Consider the following 13,709-nt stretch of genomic DNA (forward strand, 5'->3'; position numbering starts at 1 on the left):
CCTCCTAAAACTATCGTCTAATTTCCAATTTTGTTGAATTGGTCATATAATGCTTGTGCCTCCTCCATGATTTTATCTGCCCCTGCTGCCTTATACTCTTCTACAAAAGCATCGTATTCATCCAGTGGTCTTAAACCCACAATGAATTCAATGTAGTTTTCTGCTAATAATTGATCAAGCTTCTCTTTATATTCATTGTAGATTGGCTTGGATATCGTAATTAATTCATCATATCTTCCTGCCGAACGTGTTGATAATTCTTTATTCATTTCTCTAAACTCTGGAGCAACTATAAATGGTTCTTGAAAATCATAATCATTCCACCAAGTGCCAATGGTAGCTAAGCCGCCTGTACCAAACTCATATCTTGCTTCTTTTGTATCATATGGGGGTAACCACTCATAAAACACCTCTCCATGAACATCAGTAACCTTCTTATAGGTAACGCCTTCAATACCCCTTTGAATATTTAAGTGTGTTTCTAAATCAAAGGCACCATCATTAAAGATTTGCAGGTACTTTTTCAATTGGTTATCACTGACATGATTAAAAAAGATAAGCCCAACATTTAAATATGGAGATGGTTCTATATATCCCGAATAACCATCAGGTCCAACTGGCGCTTCTAGGATTTCAAACTCCACCTTTCCATTAAAGTACTCATAGTATTTTCCCCCGTGGAATACACCTTCAGGTACGAATTGATACCATGACCATACCCCACCAGCTGCTTTGCCTGTATAGATGGCTTCATCGAAATTTACAGGTTTATTGACCATGAAATCCGGATCTATTAACCCCATTTCATACCAACGATTTAAAGTTGTCAATGCCTCCTTAGCTCCTACTTCTAATTCACCTCGTATAACCCTTCCTGAATTAACAGTAAAGATACCTGGATATACATTATAAGCCCCAAAGACAAACCCAAAGGATTCCATAAGACGATCAACATGGACTCCAGATGCTGTTATAGCATACGTATCGTCTTGATTATTGCCGTCTGGGTCATCCTTTGACAACTTAATGAACAACTCTTCAAGCTCTACCAAATCTCGTGGTGCTGTTGTAACCCCAACATTTTCAGCCCAATCCTTTCGATAGGCTAATACACGAGCTGAAGATGCAGGTGTCCATGGTTTTGGCATCGCAAAAATCTTTCCTTCACTATCTCGCACATTTTGAAAGGGACATTCACCTAGATGTTGAGTAATCCAAGCCATATAATCAGCAGCATAGATATTGATATCATCTTCTGGTATTTCTCTTATAATACCTTGATTAAAATACTTCTCATAATCTTGAGGTGTTACATCAGAGAAGTGATCCGGTGGGTTACCACTTGATAAATCTAGTCGAACTTTTACACCCCAATCTGCATCGCTTACTGGGCGCGGTAAGTACTCAATTGTCACTTGATACTTAGCCTCTAAGTAATTTGTCATATGGTTTTCCTCATCCATATACTTTAAGTCATTAACGGTCCAAATTTGAATATCCATTCTCTCTTCTTCTAATGGCGTATCGCTATGCTTTTTCTTATCTTCAATCAAAGTCACCTGATCTGTCTCAGGTACCGATTGCATCTCTTTATCTTCCTTTTTGGAACAAGCCATTAGTAGATAGAGTGCAATGATAAGGATGATTGTCAATCTGACTATCCTCTTCATTTATTATGCCTCCCATTTTATGCCTAGTCTTGATACCACTACCGATATAGTTTGACTATATCAACACAACTCTTCAAGGATTGACTGGTATATATATTTGAGAAGTATAAACCCTATCATCGGCTCTACTAATAGTTTAACAGGCAATGATAGTAATTCCTTTTTCATTATTTACAGATTCCTTATACTTCTCTTTGTTATTCATTGTCTTCTGTTAATTTATACAGAGGAAGAGTAATAATAACCCGAACCCCATTTCCATCATCCTTTTCTCTATTATGGAGCTCTACGCCATATTTCTCCCCAAACTGAAGTTGAATTCGTTCCTGCACATTATTGATACCATAATGCTCATTTTTTTCATTTACAAGATTCACTAATTGATTGGACTGTATGCCAACCCCATTATCTTCTATTATAAATATTAAGTTATTCTTTGTAGAATAAGCCTTACACCTGATTAAACCCTCTTCTAAATCTTCTAATTGACGTACCCCATGTTCAATGGCATTCTCTACAAAAGGTTGAAGTACTAAATTGAGCATATGGTATTGGTACACCGAATCATCAATATCATATACAACACTAAAAGCATAGCTGTGCATAATCAACTGTAACTCAATATATGCCTTCATGTTTTCAACTTCATCGTATACAGATATAATGCTGTTCCCCTTATTTAGAGCGGTTTCATAGAATTTAGATAAGAGGGTTACACTTTTACTGATTTCATCTTGGTGGTTTAGGATAGCTTTCCAGTTAATCATGGATAAAGTATTATATAAGAAGTGTGGATTAATTTGAGCTTGAAGTGCTTTTAGCTGAGCCTCTTTCTTAATGATGTTTGCTTTATATACTTGTTCAAAAAGGTCATTAATCTTGGTTATCATGTGATTAAATTCGTAAGTCATATACCCTATTTCATCATGACTGCATGATTCAATCTGTACCTTGAAATCTCCTTCTCCAACATTTTTCATCACTCTTACTAGATCTTTAATGGGTCCAAACAAAGTATTGGTTAAGTACATCGCAAGTATAAATAATAGTCCAAGGCACGCCATAATAATAGTTAACATGATTTTGATAATACTCATTAACTGTATAGAATCAATATTTTTTTCTACAATGGCGTATATATACCAATCAACTAACTCAACCCGCTCTTTTAATACTTGATAACCTTTGTTATCAATACCAGCTAAGAATGCCTCAGTAAGTTGGTTATGTTCACTTTGATAGGTTATGTTAGTCATATTATCCATAATGATAATTGCCTCATTACGGATTCCATTAATATTGGTTAATAAACTTTGCTTGTCTATTGTTAGTACTAGATAATTCTCATCATCATAATTCATATAATTAAAAAATTGCTGAACAAAATACACATAGGTTCCATCAACAAACCAGCCTTCAGTACTACCCTCAGGTAACCATTCCAGCTCATGCATCTTTTCCAAATGGTTGATATAGTCATCATATTGTGGAACTGTGCTACTTGTATAAATTTTGATTGCTTTTAATCCAGGCTTAAGTAGATAAGTTCTTTTGAAAAATGGATCTAAATAGTTGACCAGATCTCTTCTTAGATTAATAGCATCTCTATAGTCATTCTCTAATATACGGAGTATATTTTCATCGTACCTGATTAAGTCACCTAATTCTATGTATTCTTGTATTTTGAAGGTGATCTGATATTCGATATCTGCTAAATGACTTCTATGCTCTCGCGTCATTTGCTCATAGAGAGCATTCCTAGATGCTATAAATGAATACCCCCCCAAAATAATTAAGGGAAGGCATATCAATAATAGATAACTCAAAATTAATTTTGTCTTAAAGGAATAGAAAGGTTGTTTTTTCATGTCTTTCGCCACTCTTTCCTCGCACATCCTGGCGTCATGCCATAGTACTTTTTAAATAAAGATGTAAAATAGGGTACATTTTCGTAACCAACTTGACGACTCACTTGTGTAATCTTCAATGGCGTATGTTGCAATAAGTATTTAGCTTTTTCTAATCGCCTATTGATAAGATATTCTGTAATCGTTTGTTCCATCTCCAGTTTAAATAAATAACTCAGATAATTAGGAGATAGATAAACATGATCTGCTAATGTTTGTAAACTTATATCTCTATTATAATTTTCGTTGATAAATTGAACTGCTTCTTTGACTGCTTCTTTCTTTTCCGATAATATAAGCTGTTGAGCTTTTGCAGCTTCTTCAAAAATAAGTAGCACTTCTTGATGTAGTTCTTGAAGCTGATAGTGTTTCATTATTCGATTGATAATCACACTTGCGTTCTGTGATATTTGATAGTTATTGATAAAGCTATTGATCACGTTACAAATTAAGTATTTCACAAAAAAGGCAGAATAATTATTATCACTTTTGAGGTAACTAAAAAAATCATCTATCTGTTCTTTTACTATCTTCAAGTTCTTAAGTTGTATATTTTCACATAAAACATCAATTCTCTTCTTTATTTCACTACTTCCCTCCATATAAGGTTCTATATATTCGTTGTTTATCAAGTATTGATTACACCCTTTATAGAGTTGATTCTCCAATAAATCCCCGAGAAATTGGAATTGATGATTGAGTTCTTCTATATTAAAGAAACGGCTACTCACACTAAAAATGAAATGTCCTTCTCTAGATATTTTATCAAACAACTTGTGGCATTCTTCATTGATTTTTTTCTGTGAATTATTTTTAGGGATTAATATGAGACTCTCTTGTTCATTGAGATTCACATAGAAATATTCACTGCTTAAACATTGATTCATGATCAATGCCATCTTCTCTACACGCATATCAAAAAAGTGTTCAGAATTGTACATGACAATAAGGGAATATTCAGAGTCATCACTATATCCTATACTCTTTAATGCTTGATAAAGAGATGATGAATTTTTACCATATACAGCTTGAAAGATATAGGCACACACCTCTTGATGATATTGATCTTGATAACCGTTAATCTCTTGAAGAACTTTACTCATTACATGTCTGAATTCTTCTATATTAATTGGCTTAACCAGATAATCTTCTATGTTTAACTTCATAGCCTGCTTGGCATAAGTAAAATCACGATACGCACTGCTTATAATGATGGTAGCATTGCTCTTTCTCTCTCTAATTTTTGATACTAACTCCAACCCATCCATTTCCGGCATACGAATATCTGTTATGATAAGATCAAAAGTCTCTTCATCCAGAATATTCAACGCATCTACACCATTGTTTGCTCTAAAAATATTAAAGGGATACTGATATTTTTTTATTAGAAATACTAGTCCATCTAACTCGATTTCTGCATCATCTACTAAAAGCAAATTATACCTTTTCAATGAAATCACCACTTCCACAGTAAATTCGACAGTTATTGATATCTCATTTATATCATTTCCCCATCCAAAAAGCAATATAAGTTTATCATGATTTCTTATACTGATTTATGTTTTTATTATAGCTTCCGTAAAGAATAGAAATGACCAATAAAGATATCGTTATCTTTAATGGTCATTTTTAAAATCATCATATATCGAGTTTATCGGTATTCTTTGTTAACAATCATTCCGCTAACTTGATCTAGGTTACCTTCTATGTATAGTTACTCTAGGTATATTTTTGTATTACACGGGATTTCTTTATACTCTCCATTGATTTTAACTCTACAAGTTTCAGTTTCACCATGTGCAAGAACTGATATGACTTTTTGGTTTTTCCACTGAAAATCCAATATATAATTACCACGGCCTACAATACCTGTGATCTGCCCTTCTATCCAGTTTGATGGTAGTGCTGGTAACAATTCGAGGTAGCCTGCATGACTCTGTAATAACATTTCTGCTATGGCAGCAGTGATACCACAATTGCCATCAATCTGAAATGGTGGATGGGCACAAAGTAAGCTGTAATAAATCCCTCCATGAAAATAATTAACATCCATATCCGATATGGGTTGTAAATAACGATCTATTAGCTTACATGCATGATTGCCATCCTTCAGTCTGGCCCAGTAAAGAACCTTCCATGCGATACTCCATCCTGTTCCATCATCACCACGATAATATAAGCTCTTCTTACAGGCTTCTGCAAGTTCTGGTGTACTTTCAGATGTTATTTCATCACTTGGAAATAAGGTAAACAAATGTGATACATGTCGATGAACTTGTTCAACGTCTTCATAGTTTTCCACCCACTCCATTAATTCACCTTGATCGCCTATGCGATAACTTCTTAACTTATTTAGAGTATTCACTAACTGTAGCGCAAAGTCTTTCTTCTCTTGTTGTAGAACCTTATACGCTTTTAAAATATTCTTAAATAAAGTCCGTATAATTGCCACATCCATGGTTGATGATTGACTTGCTGCAATGTTTTCTCCTTTGTAGAGATATTTATTTTCAGGAGAAGTTGACGGGCATGATATAAGTTTACCCTCATCGTCTTCTATTAGAAAATCTAAATAAAACTGAGCTGCTGATTCCATAATGGGTAGTGCTTTGTTCTCTAGAAAGATAACATCCTGCGTATATTGATAATGTTCCCAAAGATGTAGGCATAACCATCCTGAACTCATAGGCCACATGGCTGCTTGAACTAATTTTTTCGGATTATTTAGCCCTACTGGTGACGTGTGCCCCCAAATATCTGTATTATGATGAGAAACCCATCCCCTACAATTATAGTGTTCTTTAGCTGTTTTCTCACCTTTCTTTGCCATATCTTCAATCATATCAAACAATGGAAAATGGCATTCACTGAGGTTGCAAACTTCTACAGGCCAGTAATTCATCTCTGTATTGATATTAATGGTATGATTGGATTGCCATATAGGTTGCAAGTCTTTATTCCACAACCCTTGTAAGTGCATAGCTTTACTATTTGCTCGCGATCCTGAAATAATGAGGTATCTTCCTAAGTTAAAGATTAGAGGGATTAATATATTAGGCTCCTTACTTATTTGATATTGGTCAACCAGTTCGTTGGTCAATAGATCTGTTCCTGTTTGAGTATTGCTATTACCTATTTGAAAATCCATTCGATGGAACAAACTACTATAATCGTCCATATGTCTTTTCTTTAATGTGTTATAGCCCATTTCTTTAGCATTCTGTAAAACTTTAATACAGTTATTGTTTATTGTCTCAATAGACTCACCTTCAAAAGTCGTATCACCTACTAGATAAATATGAACATAGGTAGCAGACTCTAGAATTATCGCTTCTTTATCTCCTGATAGGACACCATCAGTATCTATTGCTATTTGCATCAAAAACTTGATACCTGGTTCATCTTCATTATAGTGTAAAATCACGTCATCCTGAAAATTCCTCTTCGTTGCCCAAATTGGCACCTCTCCATTCATGATAATTCCATCATGTGTTCTATTACTGGTATACCTTAATTGTGATGTCAGTGATATACGACACCCTATATGTTCTCCCCGGATACTTGTCACCATAATACCATCAGGATTTGAGCAAAATAATTCTCTACTCAATAACTTATTAGTGATCGATACGATTCCCTTGTCAAGATCCAGCACACGACGATACTCTCTTTTACTTTCTCCATTTGGGTCTTCAAAATCTATAATAAGATCACCAGCTGGCATATAAGTTTCAGAAAAATCGCCTAGCATATGCTTACCTATAAAATCATCTGCTTCAGACAGCTGCCCTTCTTGTATTAGTCTTCTTGCGTCATGTAGATATTGATAGCTGCCTCTAATATTCTTATCTCTTCCATTTCCAGTCCATAATGTATCCAAATTTAGATAGATGTGTTCTTGTGAATAACCAGCCATAATCATACCACCAAGCCATCCGTTCCCTATTGGCATACCCAAAGCCCAGTCGTTAGCCGGCTTATCGTAATTTAATGTCTTGCAACTATTCATAGTTATCTATTCTCCTCCTGTAAAGAATCATTTACTTTAAAATCTCTTAATAAAGCCAGCATGATTGATCATCATGCTGGCTAAAATCTTACTTGGCAAAGTTAGCATCGAAACTTTCTTGATAGATTTCTAGCATTTTATTGAGACCCATTTGCTCTAATTGTTGTATGTAACCTTCCCATTCTGCATCAATGTCCATATCTCCTAAAACAAAATATGCAATTTTCTCTTTATAGAAGCTTTCAATGGTATTTTGATAAGGTACTAGTTCCGCACTTTGTTGATCCGTAAAAGGTAATGGAGGTAAAATCACATCTAAACCAGGTCGATGATCAACATACTTATTCGCTGTCTCATTATATAGAATAACCTCCATATCTTTATCACTTTTAGCTTTAAGTGTTAATCGAATATCTTCAGATCTAAAACTATTACTGATTTGTCCCCATCTGTTATTTGCATCTTGCTTAGCAAGAGGTATTAGAATATCATGTCTTGCTGGTTCGCCGTTTATACCAATGCCTTCATTGGTGTAATCCCAATCAATGCCTTTACGACCAATAATAGCTCTATGGGTTGACTCTTCTGTATAGAAGAAGTCAGCTAATAGCATTGCAGCTTCAGGATTCTCACATTTGTTTGTAATACTGAATCCAGGTAAAAAATCATTTCTATACGGCATATATTCAGTAAATTGAACCCCATTGGGTCCTTTAAGAGGTGGTACAGCGGTATACTCTAACCAACGATCCGTAGCACCGGATACAATACCTTGCTGATAACCGTATGGGAACGCACCAAGAATAACCTTATCAGGGTTATTAGCAATTTGCTTAACACCATTTCTATCAATTGTAAAGCTTTCTGTTGCCAATAAGCCATCTTTTCTTAGCTGTTGTAAGTATTTTAAACCTTCTTTCCATCCATCTTGAGCATATGAAGCTGCTACCTTGCCATCTTTAAGAAATAACCCTTCCTGATCATGACTATAATATACAAAGGCATTCATAATAAAAGAATATACTTGAGATTTCCAACCTTGATCACATCCAATAAATGGGATAACATCTTCACCTCGATCGGCAAAAACCTGAAGTACCTCTTTAAATTCTTCAGTTGTCGTTGGTAAATCCAGACCAGCTTCCTCCAGCCAAGGTTGATAGATCCACACCTTTTGAGCTGACTTACAGTGATAACAATCGTTAACTAAAGGTAAGTTATAGATATTACCATCGGCAGCTGTTGTTAAGGTCTTAGCGGTAGGGTATGCTTCAAATACCTTCTTGGTATTTTCACCGTATTTCTCAATAAGATCGTTAAGTGGTAAAATAATGCCTTGAGAACCGTATAGGGCTTGTTGTGAATAGTTCAATTTGCTTGTAAGTAAAACTTCTGGATAGCTACCTGTTGCTAACAATATATTGAGTTTTTCCACTTCATCATCTTTAGAAGCTGTAATGAAATCAAAATCAATATTGGTTTGTTCTTCTAGCCAAAGTGTATAATCGTTGGTCTCATAATCGTCCACTTCAGTCCCAAATCGAACAAAAACACTTAATGGTGTCTTTTCTTTTAAAGGAAAGGACAATTTCTCATTAGATTCTGAACTACCGCCCTCATTGTTACTTACTTCTGTTGTCCCTGTATCCATAGTATTTTCTTGGCTACTTTGATTTGAACCGCATGCTGCCAATAAACTTGCTATCAAGATACATATCATTACGAAACAAATACCTCTTTTTTTTGCACACATTTTACTTCCTCCTTTTCATTTAACCCTTAACTGAACCTACCATAACCCCTTTAACAAAGTACTTTTGAACAAATGGATAAAGAATCATAAGGGGTATACTGGATACCACTATAAGTGAGTACTTCAATAATAATGCTAAGTTTTCTCTCATAAGTAACGTTTCTGGATCAGCAGTCATAGCAAGATCCGTTCCTATTTGATTTTGAATTAATATATCTCTCAAAATAATCTGTAATGGAAACTTTGTTTTATCTGATAAATAGATCATAGCGTCAAAATAGGCATTCCAATGGGTTACTGCATAAAACAACCCTATAACAGCCAATATTGGTTTGGATAAGGGTAATACAATTCTACAAAGAAAATTGATATCACTACATCCGTCTATGCGAGCTGCTTCTAGCAAGTCTTTTGGTATGCTTGTTCTAAAGTAGGTTATTGTAACCATTACATTCCAAGCATTTACAGCCTTAGGTATGATCAAAACTAGCCGTGAATTAATTAATCCTAATTGTCTTATTAACATGTAGGTAGGTATTAACCCTGCATTAAAGATCATGGTAAAGACGATGAGCAAAGTAAAAAACTTTCTCAACCTCAAATCTTGTCTAGATAGAGGGTAAGCTACCATAACCGTGAAAACTATATTGACTATTGTTCCTACAAACATGTAGAAAAAAGAGTTCAAATAACCCATGTTAATTCCCCTATGATCTACAATGGCTTTATAGCCATCCAGTGAAAAATCTACTGGAAATAGCCATACCCGCCCTTGTATAAGCGCTAGGGAATCACTAAAAGATGCACTCACTATAAAGATTAATGGGTACGCTATAACCACCAGTATGGCGAATAGTATTGAATAATTGACAATATTAAAAACCTTATCTCCTTTTGTTTCATTAATACTACTTTTGAGCATTCTTATCCCTCCATTACCATAGACTAGATTCAGAGAATTTTTGCGATAATTTATTGACTGATATAATCATAATCAAGCCAATCAATGATTGAAATAAACCAATAGCAGTGGAATAAGAAAACTGTGGTATAAATGACTTTAACCCTGTTTTATACACATATGTTGCAATGATCTCTGAGTACTGCATGTTGACATCGTTTTGCATAAGCAATACTTTTTCGAAACCTAAATTCAAAATTTTTCCTGAATTTAATATCAATAGAACAATTGCAGTAGGCATAATTCCTGGTAGATCAATATGTATTAATCTTTTGAACTTGCTAGCCCCATCTACAATAGCAGCTTCATGTAATGTAGGGTCAATACCGGCTAAAGTAGCTATGTAGATGATAGAATTAAAGCCAATGCTTTGCCATACTCCTGACCATACATAGAGATGTCTAAAGGAACTTGCTGTTCCTATAAAATCAACCTCTTCAAACCCTACTCCAACTAAAAGTTGATTAAACAACCCTGTTCTTGTAGAAAAAAATATAAATACCATACCTACCATAACAACAGTAGAAATAAAATGAGGCGCGTAGGTAATCATTTGCAGGGTCTTCTTAAATCCTTTGCAATTCACAGCATTTAAAGATAATGCAAAAAGAATAGGTATTGGAAATGAAGCAATTAGTTGATAAATATTCAAGATGAATGTATTACCTATTATATTAAAAAAACGGTAATCTGTAAAAAAGGTAATGAAATGTTTAAACCCAACCCAGGGACTCCCCCATACACCATCAATGATAGAAAAATCCTTAAAGGCAATTTGTATCCCATAGATCGGTACATACTTAAATAGTATAAAATAACTGATAGGTAAAAATAGCAGTAAATATAACTGCCAATTTAAATACCATTCTTTTTGTATTACTTTCAGCTTGGATCTTGGTGTGTAATTTTTTTGAGTTCTTTTTTGTCTTATCATTATTTCTCCTTTCCCCTTGTATAGTAGTTCCTTCGTTAATAGACTAACACCAAATCCTGTGATGACAATCCTAAGTTTTTAAACTGCTCTACATCCTATAAACTATGGGATGTGCATTTCTTAAAATGTTTGGATATTATTAAAGAAAGTCCACATTTATTGACTTGTTAATGACTATCTATTACAATGAAATCAATCTAAGGTAATAGAAATTTTCAGAAGAGGGCTGTTGCAAATGACTACTTCAATCTCAAAATCTGACAAGAAATTCATTAAATTATTTACCAAATACTTTACCCCCTATCTCATCATTACTGTCATTTTTATAATAGCTTCTGCAAGTGCTTATGGTGTTGTTTATAACAAAATTGAAGACTATATCATGAGTCAACAAGACGATTACCTTAATCATTATCGTACATATTTAGATCATATCTTCACCTATATTCAAGATACGACTATTAAACTGCTATCTACAGAATCCATTACATCATTTGCTCATCTTAGAAAAGACTATGTGGATAACAATTATTACACAACAGTCTCTTTACTTAATGAGATTGATGATATTGTCATCGATTATTCCTATATTGATCAGTATTATATCTTCTATAAAAATAGTAACAAGGTTGTTCTCAACGGTAGAAGCTTGACAACCTTTGATTCCTTTTATGGAAAACAATTTACTTATGGTGATATGGCTGCTGAAGAGTTTTATGACATGCTCTTTAGAGATATCTACCTAGAAGGTCAGTACCATCCTAATCAACCAACTATTTATCTAGGACAGCAAAGAGAAGCATTTCTTATTACACAAACTATCTCATTTGATTTTAAAGGATCTATAGCCGTACTTGTGTTTGTAATGAATTCCAATAAAATTGCTGAGTATATGACTAGTAATCAAGGGCTTCATCATCTTCTAACTATTAAAGACAACAAAGCAATCACCATAACAGAGATCAGCAATATGGACGAACTCTTATCTTCCAATCCATCCATTGTTTATAGTCAATCATCTGCCCAATCTACTGTTATGCCTTTAACATATCATTTACAAGTTGAGAAAACATCAGCTTATAAGTCTCTCAATGAATTTAAGAAATTCTGCTTTTATATTTATTTCTTGTTGTTGATTTTTACTTTTATTATTTCATACTACTATGCAAAGAAATATTCGAAACCTGTTATTCAACTCATGGAGGATCATCAGCAACTCAGCATTAAAATAATGGAACAACAAATCACATTACGACAAAGTTTTGTAGAGAAATGGTTACATGGTAATTTTGAGACAGAGGAAGAATTACTTCAAATGGTGCAATCCATCGACGCCAATCAGTACATAGATGGCCTTTTCGTTGTGACTTTACTTGATTTTTACCCCATCAGTTGGGATAAAAGTGGAGATGATTATGAGGAAATACAAGCAACAGATATCATTGAAATTCTCTCTATTTTATCTCAATACGTTGAAAGAGATTTTATCTGTCAAGTCTCACCCAATCGTATAGCATTGATTTTTACTGATGACTCTAGACATCATGAGAAACTTAAGTTAGGAATGATGAAAAAAATAGATTGCATCCAACAGGCTCTTGACCATGCTGGATACACCCATTGTTTGTATTCAGTTGGTACCATAGAAAATGATATACTAAACGTGTCACAGTCTTTTAATAATGCTAAGGATTTACTGATTCATATTTCACATATCCCTAAGGTATCGCAGCGAATTTTAATTTGTTCTCCTCTTATGTGTGAGCATGGGCTTTACTATTATCCTTGCGATATAGAAACCCGACTGATCAATTGTGTTCAAGCAGGGAAAATATCTGATGTTCATAAGATTTTACATGATCTCTTTGAAGCCAATATTCTAGAAAGAGCATTAACCAGCGATATGCTAGATGCTTTTATATATGAGCTTTGTGGAACATATATTAAACTACAAGAACGTATTCTTACGAAAAACTCAGGTATGACTGATGAAAGTATTGAATTATTTAAGAAAGTAAAGCAATCAGACCCACTAGGACAAATACAACTTATAAGAAAGTCTTTTATAGATCTCAGTCAACTCATAAAAAAAGAAAAAGAAAATCAATATTCTAGTTTAATGGAAAACATGGAGCAGTATATTAATGAGAATTACCCTCTGCCTAATATGAGCTTGAGCTTACTTGCTGACAAATACGGATTTACAGAAGTTTATATCTCGCAACTTTTTAAGAATTATTTTCATACTAATTTTATACAGTATCTTCAAGAAATACGTATGGCTAAAGCCAGAGAATTATTATTGACAACTGAGCTCCCTATAAAAGATATCATGACTCAAGTAGGTTACTGCTCCCTTAATACATTCACTAGAGCATTTAAGCGAATCAACGGTGTTACTGCTACAGAATATAAAAAGAAGAATAGAAATTCATATAATTAATACGACAGGTTGTTGTCATGTTAGATGTGATA

Annotated in this window: 8 protein-coding genes; 1 reads left to right on the plus strand and 7 read right to left on the minus strand. The window is 34.1% G+C overall.

Going from position 1 to position 13,709, the window contains the following annotated elements:
- Window positions 1–17 precede the first annotated feature (17 nt).
- The 7 genes from C1Y58_RS04775 to C1Y58_RS04805 all read right to left on the minus strand — a co-directional run bounded on the left by C1Y58_RS04775 (window position 18) and on the right by C1Y58_RS04805 (window position 11,234).
- Complete coding sequence (locus tag C1Y58_RS04775) at window positions 18–1,670, minus strand: type 2 periplasmic-binding domain-containing protein (RefSeq protein ID WP_105614832.1); 1,653 nt, start codon at window positions 1,668–1,670, stop codon at window positions 18–20.
- A gap of 197 nt (window positions 1,671–1,867) precedes the next feature.
- Window positions 1,868–3,538, minus strand: coding sequence for a sensor histidine kinase (locus tag C1Y58_RS04780; protein ID WP_170311519.1), 1,671 nt, complete (start codon window positions 3,536–3,538; stop codon window positions 1,868–1,870).
- Window positions 3,535–5,028 (minus strand): response regulator transcription factor, encoded by a 1,494-nt coding sequence (locus C1Y58_RS04785; protein ID WP_157949952.1) that lies wholly within the window; start codon window positions 5,026–5,028, stop codon window positions 3,535–3,537. The genes C1Y58_RS04780 and C1Y58_RS04785 overlap by 4 nt, the downstream gene beginning before the upstream one ends.
- Window positions 5,029–5,291: 263 nt before the next feature.
- The gene (locus C1Y58_RS04790) at window positions 5,292–7,586 is read right to left on the minus strand and encodes a glycoside hydrolase family 95 protein (protein WP_105614835.1); all 2,295 of its coding nucleotides are present in this window, start codon (window positions 7,584–7,586) and stop codon (window positions 5,292–5,294) included.
- Window positions 7,587–7,674: 88 nt separating this feature from the next.
- On the minus strand, window positions 7,675–9,339 hold the full coding sequence (locus tag C1Y58_RS04795; RefSeq protein ID WP_105614836.1) for an extracellular solute-binding protein: 1,665 nt from the start codon (window positions 9,337–9,339) through the stop codon (window positions 7,675–7,677).
- 19 nt (window positions 9,340–9,358) lie between these two features.
- Window positions 9,359–10,261, minus strand: a complete 903-nt coding sequence (locus C1Y58_RS04800; RefSeq protein WP_105614837.1) for a carbohydrate ABC transporter permease — start codon at window positions 10,259–10,261, stop codon at window positions 9,359–9,361.
- A 13-nt stretch (window positions 10,262–10,274) separates the two neighbouring features.
- The gene (locus C1Y58_RS04805; RefSeq protein WP_105614838.1) at window positions 10,275–11,234 is read right to left on the minus strand and encodes an ABC transporter permease; all 960 of its coding nucleotides are present in this window, start codon (window positions 11,232–11,234) and stop codon (window positions 10,275–10,277) included.
- A gap of 235 nt (window positions 11,235–11,469) precedes the next feature.
- Here C1Y58_RS04805 and C1Y58_RS04810 point away from each other — a divergent pair, with 235 nt between their 5' ends.
- The gene (locus C1Y58_RS04810; protein WP_105614839.1) at window positions 11,470–13,677 is read left to right on the plus strand and encodes an AraC family transcriptional regulator; all 2,208 of its coding nucleotides are present in this window, start codon (window positions 11,470–11,472) and stop codon (window positions 13,675–13,677) included.
- The last annotated feature ends 32 nt before the right edge of the window (window positions 13,678–13,709 follow it).

Origin of the sequence: Vallitalea okinawensis (assembly GCF_002964605.1) — a bacterium.
GTDB classification, from domain to species: domain Bacteria; phylum Bacillota; class Clostridia; order Lachnospirales; family PQDH01; genus Vallitalea_A; species Vallitalea_A okinawensis.

Excerpts from the sequence above, each read along its gene's own strand:
- C1Y58_RS04790 (WP_105614835.1), bottom strand. The coding sequence starts at position 7,586 with ATGAATAGTTGCAAGACATTAAATTACGATAAGCCGGCTAACGACTGG.
- C1Y58_RS04810 (WP_105614839.1), top strand. The coding sequence starts at position 11,470 with ATGACTACTTCAATCTCAAAATCTGACAAGAAATTCATTAAATTATTT.
- C1Y58_RS04775 (WP_105614832.1), bottom strand. The coding sequence starts at position 1,670 with ATGAAGAGGATAGTCAGATTGACAATCATCCTTATCATTGCACTCTAT.
- C1Y58_RS04795 (WP_105614836.1), bottom strand. The coding sequence starts at position 9,339 with ATGTGTGCAAAAAAAAGAGGTATTTGTTTCGTAATGATATGTATCTTG.
- C1Y58_RS04780 (WP_170311519.1), bottom strand. The coding sequence starts at position 3,538 with ATGAAAAAACAACCTTTCTATTCCTTTAAGACAAAATTAATTTTGAGT.
- C1Y58_RS04805 (WP_105614838.1), bottom strand. The coding sequence starts at position 11,234 with ATGATAAGACAAAAAAGAACTCAAAAAAATTACACACCAAGATCCAAG.
- C1Y58_RS04800 (WP_105614837.1), bottom strand. The coding sequence starts at position 10,261 with ATGCTCAAAAGTAGTATTAATGAAACAAAAGGAGATAAGGTTTTTAAT.